The 21,291-nt window shown below is 72.6% G+C and carries 14 protein-coding genes; 3 read left to right on the top strand and 11 right to left on the bottom strand.

Annotation, left to right across the window (positions count from 1 at the left end):
• Positions 1 to 26: 26 nt before the first annotated feature.
• Positions 27 to 836 carry an ABC transporter ATP-binding protein gene (locus DMA15_RS14130; RefSeq protein ID WP_125513102.1) on the bottom strand — a complete coding sequence of 270 codons (810 nt, stop codon included), beginning with the start codon at positions 834 to 836 and terminating at the stop codon, positions 27 to 29.
• Entirely contained in the window at positions 823 to 1,734 is a 912-nt protein-coding gene (locus DMA15_RS14125) for an ABC transporter permease (protein ID WP_125513101.1), read from the bottom strand. The genes DMA15_RS14130 and DMA15_RS14125 overlap by 14 nt, the downstream gene beginning before the upstream one ends.
• 135 nt (positions 1,735 to 1,869) lie before the next feature.
• Here DMA15_RS14125 and DMA15_RS14120 point away from each other — a divergent pair, with 135 nt between their 5' ends.
• Positions 1,870 to 2,514: a TetR/AcrR family transcriptional regulator gene (locus DMA15_RS14120; RefSeq protein WP_125513100.1), complete on the top strand. Its 645-nt coding sequence runs from the start codon at positions 1,870 to 1,872 to the stop codon at positions 2,512 to 2,514.
• A gap of 34 nt (positions 2,515 to 2,548) precedes the next feature.
• Here the strand turns inward: DMA15_RS14120 and galE are convergent, their stop codons facing one another.
• From galE to DMA15_RS14100, 4 genes are all read right to left on the bottom strand, one after another.
• A complete protein-coding gene (gene galE / locus DMA15_RS14115) occupies positions 2,549 to 3,556 on the bottom strand; it encodes a UDP-glucose 4-epimerase GalE (RefSeq protein ID WP_125513099.1) in 1,008 nt (335 codons plus the stop codon).
• 75 nt (positions 3,557 to 3,631) lie between these two features.
• A complete protein-coding gene (locus DMA15_RS14110; RefSeq protein WP_125517770.1) occupies positions 3,632 to 5,302 on the bottom strand; it encodes a glycosyltransferase family A protein in 1,671 nt (556 codons plus the stop codon).
• Between the two features lie 59 nt (positions 5,303 to 5,361).
• Complete coding sequence (locus DMA15_RS14105) at positions 5,362 to 6,957, bottom strand: hypothetical protein (RefSeq protein WP_125513098.1); 1,596 nt, start codon at positions 6,955 to 6,957, stop codon at positions 5,362 to 5,364.
• Positions 6,954 to 10,529, bottom strand: a complete 3,576-nt coding sequence (locus tag DMA15_RS14100) for a bifunctional glycosyltransferase/CDP-glycerol:glycerophosphate glycerophosphotransferase (protein ID WP_206302731.1) — start codon at positions 10,527 to 10,529, stop codon at positions 6,954 to 6,956. Before DMA15_RS14100 ends, DMA15_RS14105 begins: the two co-directional genes overlap by 4 nt.
• A gap of 118 nt (positions 10,530 to 10,647) precedes the next feature.
• On the opposite strand from DMA15_RS14100, the gene DMA15_RS14095 reads away from it, so the two are divergent.
• Positions 10,648 to 12,759: a CDP-glycerol:glycerophosphate glycerophosphotransferase gene (locus tag DMA15_RS14095; protein ID WP_125513097.1), complete on the top strand. Its 2,112-nt coding sequence runs from the start codon at positions 10,648 to 10,650 to the stop codon at positions 12,757 to 12,759.
• Here DMA15_RS14095 and DMA15_RS14090 read toward each other — a convergent pair.
• From DMA15_RS14090 to DMA15_RS14070, 5 genes are all read right to left on the bottom strand, one after another.
• Complete coding sequence (locus tag DMA15_RS14090; protein WP_125513096.1) at positions 12,747 to 15,584, bottom strand: stealth conserved region 3 domain-containing protein; 2,838 nt, start codon at positions 15,582 to 15,584, stop codon at positions 12,747 to 12,749. The two genes, DMA15_RS14095 and DMA15_RS14090, sit on opposite strands and share 13 nt — an antisense overlap.
• Entirely contained in the window at positions 15,581 to 16,657 is a 1,077-nt protein-coding gene (locus tag DMA15_RS14085; protein ID WP_125513095.1) for a hypothetical protein, read from the bottom strand. The genes DMA15_RS14090 and DMA15_RS14085 overlap by 4 nt, the downstream gene beginning before the upstream one ends.
• A 211-nt stretch (positions 16,658 to 16,868) precedes the next feature.
• Positions 16,869 to 17,750: a carbohydrate ABC transporter permease gene (locus tag DMA15_RS14080; RefSeq protein WP_125513094.1), complete on the bottom strand. Its 882-nt coding sequence runs from the start codon at positions 17,748 to 17,750 to the stop codon at positions 16,869 to 16,871.
• Positions 17,747 to 19,027: a sugar ABC transporter permease gene (locus DMA15_RS14075; RefSeq protein ID WP_125517766.1), complete on the bottom strand. Its 1,281-nt coding sequence runs from the start codon at positions 19,025 to 19,027 to the stop codon at positions 17,747 to 17,749. Before DMA15_RS14075 ends, DMA15_RS14080 begins: the two co-directional genes overlap by 4 nt.
• Positions 19,028 to 19,097: 70 nt before the next feature.
• Entirely contained in the window at positions 19,098 to 20,495 is a 1,398-nt protein-coding gene (locus tag DMA15_RS14070; protein ID WP_125513093.1) for an ABC transporter substrate-binding protein, read from the bottom strand.
• A 192-nt stretch (positions 20,496 to 20,687) separates the two neighbouring features.
• Between DMA15_RS14070 and DMA15_RS14065 the strand changes: the two genes are divergently transcribed.
• Positions 20,688 to 21,137 (top strand): PPOX class F420-dependent oxidoreductase, encoded by a 450-nt coding sequence (locus DMA15_RS14065; protein ID WP_125513092.1) that lies wholly within the window; start codon positions 20,688 to 20,690, stop codon positions 21,135 to 21,137.
• The last annotated feature ends 154 nt before the right edge of the window (positions 21,138 to 21,291 follow it).

Below are 21,291 nucleotides of genomic sequence, written 5' to 3'. Positions count from 1 at the left end.
ATGCGCGTATTGATGCGACAAAAGGGCTACCTGTCCGGGTTTGTGAAACGCTCGTACTCCTTCAGTACGTCCGCCGTGGGGCCGTCCATCCGCAGCTCGCCGCGCTCCAGCCACAGCACCCGGTCGCAGGTGTCCCGGATCGACTTGTTGTTGTGGCTGACCAGGAAGACCGTGCCCGCGCGCTCGCGCAGCTCGCGGATGCGGGCCTCGGAGCGCTTCTGGAAGGAGCGGTCCCCGGTGGCCAGGGCCTCGTCGATGAGCAGTACGTCGTGGTCCTTGGCCGAGCCGATGGAGAAGCGGAGCCGCGCCGCCATGCCCGAGGAGTACGTACGCATCGGCAGCGTGATGAAGTCGCCCTTCTCGTTGATCCCGGAGAAGTCGACGATCTCCTGGTAGCGCTCCTCGATCTGCTCGCGCGACATGCCCATGGCGAGGGCGCCGAGGCGGACGTTGCGCTCGCCGGTCAGGTCGTTCATCAGGGCCGCGTTGACGCCGAGGAGGGAGGGCTGGCCGTCGGAGAAGATCCGGCCGCGCTCGACGGGGAGCAGGCCCGCGACCGCCTTGAGCAGCGTGGACTTGCCGGAGCCGTTGGTGCCGATCAGGCCGATGGCCTCGCCCTTGCGGGCGGTGAAGGAGACGTTCCTGACGGCGTGCACCTTGCGGACGTCGGGGGAGCCGCCCCGCCTCAGGATGCGGCCGAGCGCGGCGGTCGCGGCGCCCCGGCCCGCCGTGGCGCCCGCGCCGTGGACGCGGTAGACGATGTCGACCTGGTCGACGATGACGGTGGGGGCGTTGTCCTCCCGCCCCTGTCCCTGTGGGGTCTCAGCCTCGGCCATACGTCTCTTCCGCCTTCCAGAAGTAGAGGAAGCCGCCGACCCCGGCGAGCAGGGCCCAGCCCAGCGCCCAGGCCCACACGTGGTGCGGCAGCTGGCCCCGCGTGAAGCTGTCGATCAGCGCGAACCGCATCAGGTCGATGTAGACGGCGGCGGGATTGCACTCCAGGAGGACCTGCACGGCGTGCGGCAGGTGCTGGTCCTTGAGTACCGCGTCGATGCTCCACATCACCCCGGACACGTACATCCAGGTCCGCAGCACGAACGGCATCAGCTGCGCGATGTCCGGCGTCTTGCTGCCGAGCCGGGCCATGACGAGCGCGAGGCCCGTGTTGAACGTGAACTGGAGCGCCAGGACCGGGACCACCAGGAGCCAGGACGCCGTGGGCGGCACGCCGAAGCAGAGCAGGATCACGACCAGCGCGCACATGGAGAAGAGCAGCTGCTGGAGCTGTTGCAGGCAGTACGAGATGGGCAGCGAGGCGCGCGGGAAGTGCAGGGCGCGGACCAGGCCGAGGCTGCCCGATATGGCGCGGGTGCCCGCCATGACGGACTGCTGGGTGAAGGTGAAGACGAAGACGCCGGTGACCAGGAACGGGACGTAGTCCTCCACGTCCCGCTTGGTGTTCATCAGGACGCCGAAGATGAAGTAGTAGACCGCCGCGTTCAGCAGCGGCGTCATCACCTGCCAGAGCTGGCCGAGCTTCGCCTGGCTGTACTGCGCCGTCAGCTTGGCTGTCGCGAAGGCGGTGATGAAGTGGCGGCGCTGCCACAGCTGGCGCACGTAAGCGGGGAGCGAGGGGCGGGCGCCGCTGACGGTCAGGCCGTGCAGGGCGGCGAGTTCGGCGGGGGAGAGGGGGGTGGCCGCCGTAGTGGGGGGTGCGTCGAGGACTTGGCTCACGTCCGTGGCTTTCGCTCGGGGAGGCTGGAGCGTACGTCGGGACGGGCCCGTATCGTCGCAACGCGAGCGTAGGGCGAGAGCACGTCGGAACGCAACCGTATCGTCGTGACGTTCCGCGCTGTTTATGCTGTCCGTATGACGACGAGCAGGCCACAGGGTGAACGGGCGAGCGGACCGCGCGGCGCATCGCCGCGCCGCAGGGCGCCCGCCGGGGCCGCCGTGCTCCGCGAGGACGTGACGGAGGCGATCCGCGCCGCGGTCTTCGAGGAGCTGGCCTCCGTCGGCTACGCGCGCATGTCCATCGAGGGCATCGCGCGGCGCGCGGGCGTGGGAAAGACGGCGGTCTACCGCCGCTGGCGGTCCAAGCTGCACCTCGTGCTCGACCTGGTCTCGGCCATAGCGGTGCAGGGCCTCCCGGCGCCGGACACGGGCTCCCTGGAGGGGGATCTGCGGCTGCTGTACGAGGTGACCTCGCGCGCCCTGCGGCACCCGGTCGCCTCGCAGATCATCCCGGACCTCCAGGCGGAGGCGGCCCGCAACCCCGAGATCGCCGAGGCGCTCCAGAAGGCGCTGCGGGAGGGCCAGCACGGGGTCGCGAGCGGCATCGTCCGGGCGGCCGTCGAGCGCGGCGAGCTACGCGAGGGCACCGACGAGGAGCTGGCCCTCGACCTGGTGTCGGGGCCGCTCTACTGGCGCTCGGTGGTGGTGCGGGCGGAGCTGGACAAGGGGTACCTGGCCCGGCTCGCGACGGCCACGGCGGCGGGGCTGCGGGCGCTCTGAGGCGACCCGCACGGCGTGCCCGGCCTGCCCGGGCTTACTTGGGCTCCGCCGTCGGGCGCGGCTGAGGCTCCGCCCCCGGATGCAGCCGCACCCACCCCGCCCACGCCGACGCGATCATGTCGCGGACGTCCCGCTTGGCCGACCAGCCCAGCTCCGCGGCGATGCGGTCCGCGGCGGCCACCACGCGGGCCGGGTCGCCGGGGCGGCGGGCAGTGACCTCGGCGGGGGTGTCGTGGCCCGTGACCTCGTTGATGAGGTCGGTCATCTCGCGGACCGAAACGCCCTCGCCCCGGCCGATGTTGAGGGTCAGGTCGGTGCCGGGCGCGGCCGACGCGAGCTTGCGGGCCGTCGCCACATGGGCCTCGGCCAGGTCCACGACGTGGATGTAGTCCCGTACGCACGTGCCGTCCGGGGTGGCGTAGTCCGCGCCGAAGATACGGGGGGCCTCGCCGTCCGTGAGCTTCTCGAAGACCATCGGGACGAGGTTGAAGACGCCGGTGTCGGCCAGCTCCGGCGTGGCCGCGCCCGCCACGTTGAAGTAGCGCAGGGACGCCGTCGCCAGGCCGTGCGCGCGCCCCACGGCCCGCACCAGCCACTCGCCCGCCAGCTTCGTCTCGCCGTACGGGCTCATCGGCAGGCACGGCGTCTCCTCGGTGACGAGGTCGACGTCCGGCATGCCGTACACCGCGGCGGACGAGGAGAAGACGAAGGAGGGGGCGCCGGCCGCCACCACCGCGTCGAGGAGCACCCGCAGGCCCTCCACGTTCTCCCGGTAGTAGTGCAGCGGGCGCTCCACCGACTCGCCGACCTGCTTCTTCGCCGCGAGATGGATGACGCCGGTGATCGCGTGGTCCTTCAGGGTGCGGGCCAGCAGCTCCGCGTCCAGGGTCGAACCGGTGACGAGGGGGACGCCCGCGGGGACGCGCTCGGCGATGCCGCTGGACAGGTCGTCGTAGACCACCGCCCGCTCGCCCGCCTCCGTCATGGCGCGGACGACATGCGCTCCGATGTATCCGGCGCCGCCGGTGATCAGCCAGGTCATGGTCGTCGATTCCCGTCTTGTCGCGCGTGCGTCGAGGTGGCCTGCAAGTCTCGCAGAGGGCGTGTACGGGGCGCGTCAGAGCCCCGAAGCACGCCGTGCGGCGTCGAGCGCGGACCGGACCAGCCGGGCCGCGCGCCGCTTCACCACCCCGGCCACGCCCCGCACCCCCGGCGCGAGCCGCACCGAGAGGTTCCCCGCCTGGGTGGCGTACGGCTGGACGAGCAGGATGCCGCGCCGCCCGCCCGGCACCACCGTGCGCCGCAGCAGCCCCGGCCCGGCGACGGCCCGCGCGGTCGTGTCCCGCGAGGTCCCGTCGTCGAAGTGGAGCCGCAGCCGTACGTCCCACACCGCCCCGTCCAGCGCGCCGAGGTCGAGCAGGACCGTGGCCGTCCAGGTCTCGCCGGGCCGCTCCGGGGCGAACGCCGCCGTCCTGCGCAGACCGGGCAGGCCGCTCAACCGGTGGACCAGCTCGACGTCGACGGTGGCGGGCCCCGCCTGTGCCACCCGCCCGTACAGCTCCCGCAGCCGCAGCACGAGCCGCGTGCCGCCCGCGCGCGGGCTCAGCTCGCCGTCGACCGCGAGGGGCAGCAGCCGCATGGGGCGTACGAGCAGGTGCTCCAACGTCACCTGGGGCAGGTCGGCCGCCCAGACCGGGGTGGCGTCGGCCGCCCTCGGGTACGGCGGGGCGAGCCGGGCCGGGCGCGCCGCCACCTGCCGCAGCCGCGCCAGGTCGCGCGGCTCCTCGGAGGCGAGGACGACGCGCGCGATGACGCGGCCGGGGGCGGGCGCCGCGTCGAGGTCGGCGGCGTCGAACGTCGTCAGGTACGCGCGCGTGAGCGACCACCACTCGCGCTGGTACTCCTTGCCGCGCGAGGGGAGTTCACGGGCGTACATGCGCAGCCCGTGGTCGAGGAACTTGGCGCGGGCCGCCCGCGCGAGCCGCTTGCCCCCGGTGCCGCGCGCGTCCCGCAGGATCTCCACGGACTGGCGGTGCGCCTCCATGCGGGCCTGCCAGTTGGCGATCCCGGCGCGGTCCAGGGAGATCGACAGCTTGGCGGCGGCCCGGCGCACATGCCACACGTACACCGTGTCCGGGACGAGCGCGATGCGCGGGCCCGCGGCGAGCACGCGCGCGGTGAAGACGAAGTCCTCGTAGATGAAGCGGCCTTCGGGGAAGCGGATGCCGTGCGCGCGCAGAAAGTCCGTGCGGTAGAGCTTGTTGACGCAGAGCGTGTCGTGGACGAGGCGGGTGCGCAGCTCGGGCCGGGCGACGAGCCGGGCCTTCGTGTACAGCTCGGGCTGCCAGGGCACCTCGCGCCCTGCGGGCAGTTCGCGGCGCACGCACAGGCCGGACGCGACCTCGCAGCCGTGCCGCTCGGCCGCGGCGAGCAGCGCGATGGCGGCGCCGGGCGGCAGCACGTCGTCGCTGTCGAGGAACATCACGTACGGCGCGGACGCGGCGTCGATGCCGTCGTTGCGGGGCGTGCCGCAGCCGCCGCTGTTGGTCGCGCGGCGGATCACCTTCACGCGGTGGTCCCGCTCGGCGAGGGCGGCGAGGATCTCCGCGCTGCCGTCCGTCGAGCAGTCGTCGACGGCGATCACCTCGCGGACGACGGGACCTTGGGCCAGCGCGGAGCGCACCGCGTCCGCGACGTGGGCCGCGTCGTCGTAGCCGATCACGACGACGGAGACCTGGGAGGCGGACGCGTTAGAGGGGGAGGGGTTCTGGGCAGTCGGCTGAGACAGAGTGCGGTCCACGGGGGAAATGTTAGTGGTTACTGGTAATTATCCGATTAGTGGGGCATTCATGGGTGCGGCCTTGCCTCCTTGTGGGGCTTTTGACCCGCCGACCCGCCGACCCGCGCCAGCACCTCGCCGGTCCGCCGGCTCCAGTCGACGACCACCGCCTCCGGAGGCACCTTCTGGTCGCGGCTGAGCAGCAGCCACCGCACCTCGTAGCGGCGCACGGTCGCCATGCGCCCCGCGCGCGTGGAGTCGGGGGAGAGATAGGCGCGTACGGCCGCCAGGCGGCGATTGCGCACGTCCTCGTCGAGCGAGGCGTCCGGCCAGGCGGGCGCGACGAGGTTGGCGCCGTGACCGGGCACCGACCGCGTGGGCCAGTAGCCGTTGGTCAGGACGACGTCGCCCCGGCGCATGTGCTCGACCGCCCAGCCGTAGCCGGGCCAGCGCGGCGGCTGGTCGAAGCCGATCGGGTCGAGCGCGCGCGGCACGACGGCGCCCGCCTGGATCTGGAAGAACCCCACGCAGGCCCCGAGCGCCGCCGCCCCCGCGAGCGCGCCCCGCCGCCACCCCCAGGTCCGCGGCGCCGCCAGCTCGATGGCGAGGGCGAACTGGAGCGGGACCAGGGTCAGGCCGAGGATGCGGCCGTAGGTGTAGTGGCCGCTGACCCAGCCGTACGCGACGACCGCGCACTCCAGGACGAACATCAGCACCAGCGGATCCCTGCGGTCCCTGCGCAGCCGCAGCCACAGGGCCGGGAGCCCGAGCAGCGCGAGCCAGAAGCGCTGCGGCATCTCGGTGTAGAGCTGGCGGTGGATCCAGTCGACGCTCTCATCGCCGACCAGGGAGAAGACGCTGAAGTACGGCCAGAGCGCCGCCACGACCGCCGCGGTCAGACCGGTCGCCGCCCACGCCCCGAGCCGTGCCCACGCCCACACCCTGCGGTCGGACGCCGCGAACGCGACCACGCCGAGCACCGCCGCCACCGACGAGATCGGGTGGATGAGCAGGATGAGCCCGCACAGGGCGCCCAGACCGACGTAAGGCCAAAGGCCCCGCCCCGACGCCCACGCCGAATCCCAGCGGGGGCCCCGGGCCAGCGAACCGGCCCACGCCCACGCCCAGAACGCGAGCCCGATCGCGAACGTCGAGGGGTAGCCGAGGTTCCCCGTCATCGACATCAGGCCCAGATAGCCGCTCCACCACGCCATGCGCGTGCCCCACAGCAGCACCATCGCGCACAGCGCGAGCACCGGCGCCCACGGCCGCGTGGTGAGGCCGCGCACGAAACGGCCGATGCCGGTGAGCAGGACCAGGAGGTTGAGCGGGCCCGCCAGCTTCACGACCTGCCAGCCCGCGAGCCCCGTCACCTTGGCGAACACGCCCTGGGCGACCGCGTACGGCGAGTAGTACGCGCTGCCCTCGCCCGGCAGGTCCGCCATCGGGTGCGCGGGGTGGAGCAGGTCGTCCTTGAGGCGCTCGACCACCGCCGCGTGCTGCCCGAAGTCGCAGCACATCGGCACCCGCCAGAACGCCAGCGACATCACCAGCCAGAACAGCCCGCCGAAGACCAGGTAGGGGGAGGGGCGCCACCGGCCGCCGCCGCGCAGCGCCGTCGCGCCGTGGGCGGTGCCGCGGGCGAGGAGCGTCGTGCCGGTCACCGCATCAGCCTCTCCACGACGCGGGCCGCCGCCCTGCCGTCGTCCAGGTCGCAGTAGGCCTCGCGGAACGCCGTGTACGCGTCCGTGTGCCGGGCCGCGATCGCGTCCAGGTCCCGCAGCGCCTCGACGACCTCGCCGGTGGAGGCGAGCAGCGGGCCGGGGGCGCTCGTCTCGAAGTCGAGGTAGAAGCCGCGCACGGTGTCGCGGTAGTGCTCCAGGTCGTACGCGTGGAAGAGCATCGGACGCCCGGTGTGCGCGAAGTCGAACATCAGCGAGGAGTAGTCGGTCACCAGCACGTCCGCGATCAGCAGGAGTTCGGCGGCGCGGGGATGGGCCGACACATCGCGTACGAAGGGGGCGCGGGCGCCCGGCAGCCTGCCCGAGGTCAGCGGGTGCTTGCGCACCAGCAGGACGTGGTCGTCGCCGAGCACCGACTCGGCGGCGCGGAAGTCGAGCGCGGGCTCGTACCGGAACCGGCCGGGGGAGTAGGCGAGATGGTCCCGGTACGTCGGCGCGTACAGCACGATCCGCTTGTCCGGGGTGAGGCCGAGTTCGCGGCGGACGCGCTCGGCGGTCTTGCGGCGGTCGTCGCCGAACAGCACGTCGTTGCGGGGCGAGCCCGCTTCCAGGACCTCACCGTCGTAGGCGAGGGCGCGGCCCAGGTGCGGGGTGGAGAAGCGGTTCGGCGAGACCAGCACGTCCCACTGGCGGGAGAGCCTGGGCAGGGCGTCGAGGTGGCCGTGGTCGGCGTAGAGGGTGCCGGTGAGGTCGGTGCCGATGCGCTTGAGCGGGGCGCCGTTCCAGGTCTGTACGACGGTCTGGCCCTCGCGGCGCTCGAAGAAGTCCGGCAGATGGCCCGCCGTGACGATGCGGCGGCAGCGGGCCAGCGCCTCGTACCAGGCGGCGCTGTGCTCCTCCACGCCCTTCGCGCCGGCCGGGACGCGGGTCTGCTGGTCGTGCGTGACCCACAGGTGCTCGACGTCGGCGCCGCGCCGCACCAGCTCCTCGTGGACGGCGCGGGGCGAGTCGCCGTCGAAGTACAGGACGGCGTCCCTCAGCGGCCGCTCGCGGTGGTTCGGATAGTGGGCGGTGCGCAGCCGGTGCCGGCGGTAGGCGCCGCGCTCGGAGCGGGCGAGGACGGACCCCGCCTCGACGAGCAGCCGGTCCCCGAACCGCCGGTCGACGGTGAACTCCCGCCCCTGGACGGCCTGGTGGACCGGCAGCCTCGCGGCAACGGAGGCGAGCAGCCGCACGGGCATGCCATCCTCACGCCGCCCGGCTCCCTCAGCCCTTTCGGCCTCCCGGCACTCCCCGCCCCCGGCCCTGGCCTCCGCCCCCGCCTCCCGCAGGAACGCGTACCACCGCCCCTCCCGCAGCGCCCCGCCCCCCGGCGCCACCACCGCCCGCAGCCGCTCGCCCTCGCGTACGGCCGGTACCGCCAGCTCCTCGTCGCGGCCGCTGTGCCGCAGGACGAACTCCGCCTCGGGCCAGCCGGACTGCGACGCCAGCAGATCGACGGTCAGCGTGCCGTCCGCGCCCCACGCGACACGGTCGGCGATCGGCTGCCGGGTCACTTCGACGACCAGCTGCCCCTGGTCGTTGGCGGTGGCGCACAGCTCGCGGCCCGTATCCGAGGCGTACCGCCCGGGGGCCAGGTCCAGCGTCGCCGCGAGGGACTTCAGCCTGCCGTCGGGCAGCACGAGGTTGGCCTGCCAGCGGTCACCGTGCGGCGGCTCGACCTCCTTGGGCGCGAGGTGCGGGGTAGGGGCCACCCCCGCGAGATCCGCGAGCCGCACCCGGACCTCGAAGCGGTCGTCCGCGAGGGCCACCGGATAGTCGAGGTCCGTGCCGGAGTGCTTGTGGGTGAGCCGCAGGGCCCTGGGCCGCACCCGCCCCGGCAGGCTCCCGCTGAGCACCACGTCGCCGCCGTCGCGCCGATGGGCGTCCACGCGCGCCGCGTACTCCTGGACCCGCAGCACGAGCCGCCCCTTGCTGAAGCCGAGGACCAGGCGGAGCCCGTCGCCGAGTTCGCGCACCAGGGACTGGGCGGACGCCCCGTCGGCGGACCGCACGGCCGCGCGCCGCACCGTGCCGTGCCCGGCGACGACCACGCCGAGCAGCCAGTTCCCCGGCTGCCACGTCCCGCCCGTCTTCAGCTGCTCGGGGTCGACGGTCATCTCGAAGCCGGACAGGTCGTAGCAGTGCAGCTGCTGGCGCGACTGCTCGGTGGCCTGCGGCGCGGCGACCGTCCTCGTCGGCACGTGCCGGAACCGCCCCCTGCTGTGCGCCGACTTGAGCAGCCCCGCCTTGACGGAGTGCCCGGGGCGGGTCGCCGCCAGATTGCGTACGTACGCGTATCCGCTGATCCGCAGCTTGCCCTCGGCGTCCCACCGCGCCTCACCGACCCGCGCCACCACGGGCAGGTCAGCACGCCCGATCCGCGCCAGCTTCTCGGGGACGCGGCCGAGGCCCGGGTAGCAGGCGCGGCGGCGCAGCGCCCCGCGGACGTGGAAGGCGGTGCCGTTGGCCCGCTCGAAGGCGAGCAGCTCGATGAGTTCGGCGGTGCGCGCCTCACGGACGAGCTGCCATTTGATGCGCAGGTCGACGGGGAGCCCGGCGATCACGGACGGGTCGGCGCGGCGCAGGAAGGCCGCCGTGTCCGTCATGAACGCGGCGCGGTACTCGGGGCCGCCCATCGGCAGCCCCTCCAGGAAGTACACGAAGTCGTCGCGCAGGCAGGAGGCGTCGTACGTCTTCTTCATCTCCGGCGCGTGCTCGGCGAGGAAGCCGCTGACGTGCGCGCACGCCGCGATGCGGTCCCGCACGCCCTTGACGTCGGTGCGCCGCCGGGTGATGGAGCCCTCGCGGACCCGCCAGTAGTAGACGTGGTCGCTGAGCACGTCCACGGACCCGGCGAGGAAGTGCGCCGGGATCATCACGGGCGTGTCCTCGTAGAGCTTGCCCTCGGGGAAGGTGAAGCGGTGCCGGTCCCAGAAGGCGCGGCGGAACACCTTGTTCCAGGCCACGCGGTCGGAGAGCAGGTCCAGGTCGCGGGAGATGTGCGTACGCGCCCGCGGCTCGGTCAGCCACTTGTACTGCCAGGCCTGCGAGCGGCCGCGCTCGGTGAGCCGCCAGACGTTGCCGCTCGCGAAGTCCGAGCCGGTCTCGTCCAGGCTCGCGATCATCCGCTCGTACGCGTCGTGCGGCACGACGTCGTCGCTGTCGACGAAGGTCAGGAACTCGGCGGTGGGCGAGGCCTTGCGCACGCCGGTGTTGCGGGCGGCGCTCAGCCCGGCGTTGCGCTGGCGGACGTAGACGAAACGGGGGTCCCTGGCGGCGAACTCACGCGCGATGAGCGGGCTGGCGTCGGTCGAGCCGTCGTCGACCATGACGCATTCGAGGCCGCCCGGCCCCTCGGGCCCGCCGGACCGTCCCGGGCCGGCCGCGGTGTGCAGGGTCTGCCGGGCGATCGACTCCAGGCACTCCTCCAGGAACTCCTCGACGTTGTAGATGGGCACGACGACGCTGAGACGGGGCTGCACGGCGACCGGCCTTTCATGGGAGTACGGCATATTTAGCCCCATTTGCCCGCTCGTCGCTCCCGACGGTCAGTACCGTCGGCGTCTGTCACCCCAATGAGTGACGGGAGGTCTTCGACAGGCCGTGCCCCGCTGACTACGGTCGGTTGTCATGCCGCGCTTCTCCGTTGTCGTCCCCGCCCACCGCGTCCAGGGCTACCTGCGCGAATGCCTGGACTCGGTGGTCACCCAGTCCTTCGGCGACCTCGAACTGATCGTCGTCGACGACGCCTCGCCCGACGCCTGCGCCGCGATCGCCGCGGAGTACGCCGAGCGCGACCCGCGCGTGCAACTGCTGCGCCTGACCGCGCAGGTGGGCACCGGCCCCGCCCGCAACACCGGCGCCGAGCACGCCACCGGCGGCCATCTCCTCTTCCTCGACGGCGACGACGTGCTGCTGCCGGGCGCCCTCGAAGCCGTCGACGCGGCCCTCACGGAACACGGCGACCCGGACGTCCTGCTCTTCGCGCACGACCGCATCGACTGGTGGGAGACCGTCCGCCCCGGCGGCGACCATCTCACCGGCGACCCGCTCTCCGTCACCCCGGCCGCCTGGAACCGCGTATTCCGCCGCGATTTCTGGCGCGAGAGCCAACTGGCCTTCTCCGAAGGGGCGTACGAGGACGTGGTGCCCGTCCACACCGCGACCCTGCGCGCGGGCGAGCGGCTCGCCGTCCTCGACCGGAGCTGCGTGCGCTGGCGCGAGCGGCGCGGCGGCAGCTTCGCCAAGACGCCGGGCAGGCACCACTTCGCGCTCGTCGGGCGGTACGAGGAACTCCTCGCCGCCGCCGGACCCGCCGACCGCGCCCGGCTCCTGCCGCACGCCGCCGCCCACCTCCTCGCCGTCCTCGACGACCCGGGCCGGATCCGCGCTGCCGACCGGCGCGACTTCTTCCGCGAGGCGGCCCGCCTCCACCGGGCCTGCGCGGCCCCCGGCACCGAGCCCCGCACCCCCGAGGAGAAGGCCCTCGCCGCCGCCTCCTTCACCGCCTACGAAGGCCTGCGCAAGGCCGAGACCCGGCGCCTGCGCCTCACCCGGCACCTCAAGCAGCAGAAGAAGAGGCTGCGCGCCCGCGCCATGCGCGCCGCCTACCGCACCGACCTGCACCGCTCCCTCGACCCGCACCTCGCGGTCTACGGCGCCTACTGGAACCGCGCGGTCTCCTGCAACCCCGCCGCCATCCACGCCAAGGCCCGCGAACTGGCCCCGCACATCCGGGGCGTGTGGGTGGTCTCCGGACGCCACAAGCACAAGGTGCCCGCAGGCGTCGACTACGTCGTCGAAGGCTCCCGGCGCTACTGGCAGGCGATGGCGACGGCCACGTACCTCGTCAACAACTCCAGCTTCCCCGGCGGCTTCACCAAGCGCCCCGGCCAGGTCTACCTCCAGACCCACCACGGCACCCCGCTGAAGAAGATGGGCCTGGACCAGCGCCGCTACCCGGCGGGCACGCACGGCATCAGCTTCCAGAAGGTCCTGGACCACACCGACCAGTGGGACTTCAGCCTCTCCGCCAACCCGCACTCCACGGAGATCTGGGAGCGCGTCTACCCTTCCACCGCCTACCAGCCGCTGGAGGCGGGCTATCCGCGCAACGACGTGTACTTCACGACGGGCGAGGAGGAGATCGCCCGCATCCGCACGCAGCTGGGCGTCGGCGACGGGCGGACCGTGCTGCTGTACGCGCCGACCCACCGCGACTACCAGAAGGGCTTCCTGCCCCGCCTGGACCTCAAGCGGTTCGCCGAACGGCTCGGCCCCCAATACGTCGTCCTCGTGCGCGCCCACTACTTCTACGGCGCCGACGCCGGGCTCGACGCGCACCCGCGGCTCATCGACGTCACCGGCCACGCGCGCGTGGAGGACCTCTGCCTCGCCGCCGACGCGCTCGTCACGGACTACTCGTCGCTGATGTTCGACTACGCCTGCCTGGACCGCCCGATCGTGACGTACGCCCCCGACTGGCAGGCCTACCGGCTGGCCCGCGGCACCTACTTCGACCTGCTCTCCGGGCGGCCGGGCGAGACGCCGGGGGCCGTGGCCACCACCGAGGACGAGCTGACCGAGCTGTTCCGCGGCGGCGGCTGGGACACGCCGGAGGCGGCGAAGCTGCGGTCCGCGTTCCGGGCGCGCTTCTGCCCCTACGACGACGGGAAGGCCGCCGAACGCGTCGTCCGGCGGCTCTTCCTGCCTTCCGGGGCCTCCTCGCCTCAGGATTCGTAGGGCGAGCGGACCGGGAAGTACGCCGTCAGGAACGACCTGATGGCGAGCGCCATCTCCTCGTCAGCCATGCCGCTGTCGGGGGACTCCCCGATGCAGAAGGCCGTGCGGTCGCGGTTCTGGAGCAGCCGCCCCAGGCGCGCGTGGTCGGCGCGGTCGCCGATGTCCACGAAGTCGTACGAGATGGAGCCCGGCACCGCCCGCCCGGTGAGGTAGGCGTAGTGCTGGTGCAGCGAGGAGACCAGGGCGAAGTCATCGGCGCAGCGGAAGCGGCTGCGGGCCGTGGCCGCCGTCTCCTCGGGGAAGCGCTCGGCGATCTCCGTGAGGATGCTGCGGCGCAGCGCGTACGGCACGTGGAAGAAGCTGTGCGTCGTCGTCCTGCCGAACGCGCGGCGCAGCAGCTCGCGGTTGTTCTTCGCCGCCGCCAGATAGCCCTCGTCGTCGGGGGAGAGGGGCAGGGCGGGCACGGACGCCGACGACCAGAAGAAGCGGGCCAGGCCGTTGCTGAGGAAGAAGGTGTCCGGGGTGGTGGGGCGGCCGAGGAACATGTCGTCGTTGAAGTACAGGAAGTGCTCCGACAGGCCCTCGATCCGGTGCAGCTGGGACTCGATGGAGTGCGAGTTGAAGGTCGGCAGGCACGCGTCGGGCTCGGCGAACAGCTCGCGGTGGTCGACGACGGTCAGGCCGGGGTGGTCGCGGTCGAGCCAGTCGGGGACCTGCCCCGCCGTGACGAGGTACACGTGCCGGATCCACGGCGCGTACATCGCCAGCGAGCGCAGGCTGAAGCGCAGCTCGTCGCGGTTGCGGTAGCGCACGGCGCCGTCGTCGGCCGACTCCCGCCCGGTGCCGCCGCGGGCCGCGTCGCGGCGGGCGCGCCACTCGGGGTCGGAGTCGTCGACCCAGGTGTAGACGGCGTCGATGGGGAAGTCCACGTCCTTGACGAGGAGTTCGGTGAAGACCTGGAGGGTGGGGTAGTCGCGGTCTCCCACCCGCAGGGTCGCCGTCGGGGTGAGCGAGGGCAGCTCCCCGCCGGCGAGCGTGGTCCCGAAGGGCGCGCGGAAGCCGTCGGCCGCCGCGGACGTGCTCCGCGCGGCCCGGGGCCAGAACGCCACGGTGCAGGCGAGGCCCGCGCCGTGCCGCAGCGACAGCGTCGTCGTGGTCACCGGCTTGAAGACCTTCACGCCGGACAGCTCGCCGATGGAGTCGAGGCGTTCGGCCAGGACGGCGCCGGGAGCCGCGTCGCGCGGGTTGACCAGCTCGGCGTAGACGGGCTGCCCGCGCAACGCCCCCGCCAGGGCCTTCAGGGCGCGGCTCTGGTCGTCGGCGGCCACGGCCAGCGTGTGCGCGGTGCCGTCGGAGGTGCGGACGAGCACGTAGGGCACCTCACCGGCCTCCAGGGCGGATGCGGTGAGCCGCAGGTTCCACTCCGCCATGCGCGGGGCGAGCACGTCGTCGCGGCGCTCGGCGAGGCGGCCCACCGAGCGGATCACGCGGCCCGTGGTGTCGGCGGCGATGATCTCGTCCTCGCGGGCCCGCTCGTCGGCGGCGGCCGCGGCGTCGAAGGTGTGCGGGGCGGTGGGCCGGAAGCCGCAGCCGCCGGACGCGACACCGAGGGCGACGCGGTCCGCGCGCCCGCGCAGCCGCCGGGGCCGGTCGCGGTCCGCCACGAGCCGGGTGTACAGCTCCTCCCAGCGGGCGGTGACGTCCGCCGAGGAGAAGCGGGCGTAGACGCCTTCGCGGGCGGCACGGGCGTAGGCGCGCCGGGTCGCGTCGTCGCCCATCAACTCGTCCATGGCGCGGGCGAGTTCACCGACCTCTCCGGGCGGCACGAGGAGGCCGTCGACGCGGTGCCGGACGATCTCGGCGGGCCCGGTCAGCACGTCGTAGGCGATGACGGGCACCCCGGCGGCGAGCGCTTCGAGGAGCACCAGCGGGAACGCCTCGTTGTGCCCGGCGGTCATCAGGCTCAGCCCCGCCTTGGCCCACTCGGCGGCCATGTCCTGGCAGGGGCCGAGCAGTTCGACCCGGTCGTGCAGGCCGAACCCGTCGACGAGTCGGCGCAGATGCCGCTCGCGGTGGCCGCTGCCGAAGATCCGCAGCGTCCAGCCCGGGTGGGCGTCGGCGACCTGGGCGAAGGCGCGGACGGCATGGTCGACGCGCTTCTCGCCGGTCAGCCGCGCCGCCATGACGATGACCTTGCTCTCGCCGTCGGCGCGCGGCCGGAAGCCGTCCGGCACCGCGTTCGGGATAACGGCCAGCTCGGGGGCGGTGGCCCCGAGGGACTCGGCGATCCAGTCGCGGGTGCGTTCGGTGAGCGTGACCAGGGCGTCCAGTCGGGGGGCGTGCAGGAGCAGGGGTTCGCCGGAGGGGCCGCGGCGCTGGGTGGGGCGGTGCTCCTGGTGGACGGTGACGACACGCGCGGGCACCAGCGCCACGGCGGCGGCGAGCAGCGCGGGCGTGGTGGTGACCAGGACGTCGGTGTCGAGCGCGGTGAGCGCGGCGGTCAGCTCGATGTCGGAGAGCCGGTCGAAGGTGTTTTCCCAGGCGGGCTTGATCAGCTCGCTGGGCAGCGCGGCGAGGGTGCGGCACGCGGCGTCGTCCAACTCACTCTCCCGCACCGGCCGTGCGGGGGTCGTGGTGCGGTCCACGAGGTAGCGGACGGACAGGTCGCGCGCCTCGGCGAAGAACGGCTCGGCGCGGGTGCGGAAGACGGAGACGACCTCGGCCTCGATGCCGGGGCGCTCGGCGAGGTGCTTGGCCTGGGTGTAGGTGGCCAGCTCGGTGCCGCCCATCTCGTCGCCCCAGCCGAGCAGATACGTGATCTTCATGAGGTCTCCTTCGCGGGCTCGGGGGTGAGGGCGGGTGGTGCGGACGCGGGGGCGGATGGTTCGGGGGTGAGGGCGGGCGATCGGGGGGCGGGGTCGGCCGGCTCGCGCGTGAGGCCGGTGATGTCCCAGCACGTCACCGCGAAGGCACCCGTCCGGGTGAAGTGGGCGTGCGCGCGGACCAGTGCGCCGTCCGGGAGCGCGAAGACGCGGAAGGGGGTCGGGTAGGCGGCCGACGGGTCCCGTACGTCGGACAGCCACCGCCCGAGCGGCAGCCCGTCCACCCGGAAGTCCCACACCCACTGCCCGGGCCCGGCCCCGGTCATCGCGCCGAGCGGCACCCGCAGGGTGAACGCGCCGCCCGGCCCCGCCGCGTCGCTGTCGCTGTCGACGTCGACATCGACAGGCACGACGACCTTGTCCCTGCGCCGCACGGCCTCCGCGCGCCGGGGCGGGGAGGCGGCCCCGACCAGCCGGCCGTGGACGGTGATCCCGTCCCCGCGCGGTGCGAACCGCACCAGCTCCGCGCGGGGCCGCGACCGCGTGGCCTGGAGCACGGCCCGCCCGCTGCGGGACCTGACGATCCGTACGAGGGTCCCGGTGAGCGGATCGGGGGCGTGCGGCACGGTCGGCGTACCCGGCACCGCGCTGTCCCCGAGTGCCGCGATCCCCCGTCGCCGTACGCGTCCGTCGGCGTCCCGCGTCTCGACGGTGAGCCGCCAGACGCCGTCCCGCATGTCCCGCAGGGTGACCGTGGCGGTGAGCAGCGGGGCGTCGGCGGAGTGCCGCTCGAAGGCCAGGGGGACGGCGACCCGGCGGTGGCCGCGGGTGATGAGCAGCCGGGCCCGGTCCGTGGCTCCCTCCGCGGCGAGGGCGACATTGAGCGTGCGGCTGTCGCGGAGCGAGAGGTGCACGGGCGTCAGCAGGGGCTCGCCCCGCCCCGCGGCCCGCCGCACCCGCCCCGCGGCGGCCCGCTCCAGCCGGAACCGCGTGCCGCGCGCACTGGCGCGCAACCGCCGTACGAACGGCGGCGGAGGCCCGGGGCGGCGCGGTGACGTGAACCCAAAGTGGCGCATTTGTCTACTTTGCCCACTTTTGCTCCGCGCCGCTCGCCTCACGGGCCGCTTCCCTCGCCCGCACAGCGGAATCGATCCGCTCGGAGCAGTGCCGGGGGCCCGCGGGCCGGGGGACACACGGAAGGAGGCGGCCCGAACGCGGGCCGCCTCGAATCACCGTACGAATATGACGCGCCTGCTGTGCCTGTCGTGCCTGCTGTGCCTGCCTCTCCTACTTCACCGCCCCCGCCATCACACCCGACACGAACTGCCGCTGGAACGCGAAGAAGACCGCCAGCGGGATCACCATCGAGATGAAGGCGCCGGGCGCCAGGATGTGGACGTTGTCGCCGAAGAACCGCACCTGCTGCTGGAGCGCCACCGTGATCGGCGGATTCTCCGAGTCGGCGAAGATCAGCGCGATCAGCATGTCGTTCCAGACCCACAGGAACTGGAAGATGCCGAGCGAGGCGATCGCGGGCGCCCCCAGCGGCATCACGACCCGCAGAAAGAGCCGCAGCTCACCCGCCCCGTCAAGGCGCGCCGCCTCCAGGAGTTCGCGCGGGATCTCCGCGAAGAAGTTCCGCAGCAGGAAGATGGCGAAGGGGAGGCCGAAGGCCACGTGGAAGAGGACCACGCCGACCGTCGTCTCGAAGATGCCGATCTCGCCGAAGAGTTCGGAGACCGGCAACAGCGCCACCTGCACCGGCACCACGAGCAGCCCGACCACCCCGATGAACCACCAGTCGCGGCCCGGGAAGTCCATCCACGCGAAGGCGTACCCGGCGAGCGAGCCGAGGACGACCACGAGCAACGTCGCCGGGACGGTGATCATGACGCTGGAGAGGATCGAGTCGGTGATCGTCTCGTCCTTGAGGAGGTTGGAGTAGTTGTCCAGCGTCATCTGCGAGGGCGCGCCGAACACCTTCCACCAGCCGCTCTCGCTCATGTCGGCGGAGGTACGCAGCGAGCCGATCAGCAGCCCGATGGTCGGCACCAGCCAGAACAGCCCCACGAGCACCAGGAACACGCGCAGCGCGGTGCCCCCCAGGGCGGACGCGATGCGCCCGCCCACGGACTGCTTGGCCCTGACGATCTCCGTCTGGGTCGTCATCGTCGCCCCTCCCGCCGCATGCGCCGGATGTTGAACAGCATCACCGGGATCACCAGGAGGAAGAGCAGCATCGCGATGGCGCTGGCCACACCCGCGTCACGGTCGCCGAACGCCGAGTTGTAGAGCTGGAGCGCGAGGACGTTCGCGTCGTCCTTCGAGGAGCCCGGCGGGATCACGAAGACCAGGTCGAAGATCTTCAGTACGTTGATCATGAGCGTGACCAGCACCACCGCGAGGACCGGCGCGAGCAGCGGCACCGTCACCCGCCGGAACACCTGCCACTCGTTGGCGCCGTCCACCCGCGCCGCCTCAAGGAGTTCACGCGGCACGCTCGCGAGCCCCGCCGCGATCAGGACCATCGCGAACCCGGCCCACATCCACAGATACGAGCCGATGACCGCGGGCGTGATCAGGGACGGGCCGAGCCAGTCGACGCCGTTGTACGGCTCGCGGAAGTTCGATGCGGGGAAGCGCAGTTGGGCCCCGTCCGCCTCCTTCGGCAGCGCGAAGGTGCCGTCGGCCCCGGCCTCGGTGGACGCCACCACCTCGCCGTCCTTGACGGCCTCGACCTTGATGCCCGCGTAGCCGAACTCGGCGGTGTCGGGGGCGTTGACCTCGCCCCGGCCCTTGCCGCGCGTGAAGTCCTGCCAGGCCGTGCCGGTGACCCGGTCCGGGTCGGGCCGCGCCGCCTTCGCCGCCTTCGCGTCGTCCGGCATCTCGTTCGGCGGCACACCAGTCAGTGGCAGCACCACGGGCGTGCCCGCCCGCACCGGGTCCTTGGTGATGAAGGCGCCGCCACCGGCCGACTTCAGGGGCGACTTCATGCTGGGGTGCGCCTGCGGGAACGCCGAGGATTCGGCGAACGTGTCGTGCACGCTCACCGCCACCGCGTTGGCGACGCCCCGGTCGGGATCGGATTCGTACACCAGCCGGAAGATGATGCCCGCGGCCAGCATCGAGATCGCCATCGGCATGAAGATGACGAGCTTGAACGCCGTGCCCCAACGCACCCGTTCGGTCAGCACGGCGAAGATCAGGCCGAGGGCGGTCGCCACCGTGGGCGCCACGACCAGCCAGATCGCGTTGTTCTTGATGGCGGTCAGAATGCTGTCGTCCGTGAACAGCGTCTTGTAGTTGTCGAACGCCGTGAAGTCGCCCGACGAGTCGAAGAAGCTGCGGAACAGCGAGTACCCGATGGGGTAGAGGACGAGCGCGCCGAGCAGCACCAGGGCGGGCAGCAGGAAGAGTACCGCCACCATCCTGCGGGTGCCGGTCACGCTCTTGCGCGGGGTCGGGGCCGGGGGCGCCACCTTGGCGGTGCCCCCGGCGTTCGCGGACGCCATCGCGTCAGTCCTTGTAGGCCTTGGCGGCGGCCGTCTCCAGCGTCTTCTGTGTCCCCTCGACGTCCTTCGGGTTCTTCAGGAAGTCCTGCAACGCCTTCCACTCGCCCTTGCCCGGCGTGCCGCCGAAGGCCTGCGGGGCCTGGTCGGACATGTCGAAGCGGATGTCGTCGCCCGCCGCGATGAGCGCCTTGGCGATGCTGCGCTGCACGTCGTTCGGGTAGGCCGCCAGGTCCAGGCTCTTGTTGGGCGAGATGAAACCGCCCGCCTCGGCCCAGATCTCGGCCGCGTCCGGCGAGGCCAGGAACGTCAGCAGCGCCTGCGCGCCCTTGCTGTCCTTCAGCGCGACCGCCGCGTCACCGCCGACCACGGCCGGCGACTCCTCGCCCACGGCCGGGAACGGGAACACCTTCGCGTCGGTGCCCACCTTCGCCTTCGTCTCCGAGATCGGCAGCGAGACCATGTCGCCCTCGAAGACCATGCCCGCCTTCGGCTGGTCGCCGCCCTTGAAGGTCTGCTTCACGGACGCGGGGAACTCCGTCTGGAGCGCGCCGTCCGCGCCGCCCGCGATGAAGCCCTTCTTCCCGAACAGCTCACCGAGCGTGGTCAGCGCCTCCTTCACGGACGGATCCGTCCACTTGATCTCGTGCTGGGCGAGCTGGTCGTACTTCTCCGGGCCCGCCTGCGACAGATAGATGTTCTCGAACCAGTCGGTCAGCGTCCACGCCTCGGCGCCCGCCACCGATACCGGCGGCACCCCGGAGTCGTAGATCGTCTGGGCCGTCTTCATGAAGTCGTCCCAGGTCTTGGGCTCGCTCACGCCCGCGTTCTCGAAGACGCGCGTGTTGTACCAGACCAGCGACTTGTTGGCCGCCTTGAAGTACACGCCGTACTGCTTGCCGTCGACCGCGCCGAGGTCCTGCCAGCCCTTGGCGTAGTTCTTGTCGAGCTGCTTCTGCGCCTCGGCACCGACCGGCTTGGCCCACTTGTTCTCCACGGCCTGCTCGATCGCGCCGACCTGCGGCAGCATCGCGACGTCCGGCGGCTCGCCGCCCGCCACCTTCGACTCCAGGAAGCTGATGATGGGGTCCTGCGCGGGCACGAAGGAGACCTTGGCGCCCGTCCTCTTCTCGAACTCCTCCAGAACCTTCAGGAAGACCTTGCGCTCCGAGCCGCCCCACACGGCGGAGACGGAGACGTTCTCCCCGTCCAGCTTGGGCAGTTGGACCGACGCGCCGTTGTCCTTGCCGCCGCCCTTGCCTCCCTTCTTCCCGTCGTCGTCGCCGTCGCCACCGCATGCGGTGGCGGTGAGCGCGAGCGTTCCCGCGACGACGGCCGCGGCGATTTTGGCGGTGGTGCGCCGATGGATTGGCGCCCTGCGTGTACTGCGAAGAGTGCTGCGCATCACTGCCCCGTTCTCTTCCCTGGCGAGTCCCGTGCGGCCTGTCTACGCCCGTGCGGGGAGGGGCGGCAAGATGGCCTGCGGTGTCAACTCGTTGATCGTGATGGCGTTGTGACGTGCCGTCATCGGCGCGTACCCGGTCTTGTCACACCACTGGGGGGAATAGGCACCACCGGGGCGCGGGTTGGCCCCGACATGACTGAAGCCACCGCCAGCTCCGCTCAGGCCTTCGACCCGCACGCGCTGCTCGCCGCCAGTCGCCTCGGCGTCCTCGCGACGATCAAGGCGGACGGCCGCCCCCAGCTCTCCCCGGTCCTGCCGTCGTACGACCGTGCCACCGGCCTCCTCCAGATCTCGACGACGGCGGGCACCGCGAAGACCACCAACCTGCGCCGCGACGCGCGGGCCGCACTGGAGGTCACCCACCCGGACGGCATGGCCTGGGCCACGGCGGAGGGCACGGTCACCCTCACGGGCCCGGGCACGGACCCCCGGGGCCCCGAGGTGGAGGCCCTGGTCGACTACTACCGCAAGGCGGCGGGCGAACACCCGGACTGGGCCGAGTACCGCGAGGTGATGGTCGCGGAGCGACGCGTACTGATCACGATGCGGGTGGAGAGGGTGTACGGGGCGACGATCCGCTGAGGGCAGCGCCTGCCAGCCCGTTGTGGGCAGGCGTGCGGGCCCACCCCGTCGCGGACGGAGCCCTGCCCGTTGTGGGCAGGCGTGCCGCAGGGCGGCACGGGTGGGCACAACGCCCCGGCTCAGGGAACCGATAGAACGGGCGTACGGGACACAG

Source organism: Streptomyces sp. WAC 01529 (genome assembly GCF_003945545.1).
Taxonomy (GTDB): Bacteria; Actinomycetota; Actinomycetes; order Streptomycetales; family Streptomycetaceae; genus Streptomyces; species Streptomyces anatolicus.
The sequence above is the reverse complement of the archived record's forward strand: the minus strand, read 5'-3'. Positions and strand labels throughout refer to the sequence as shown.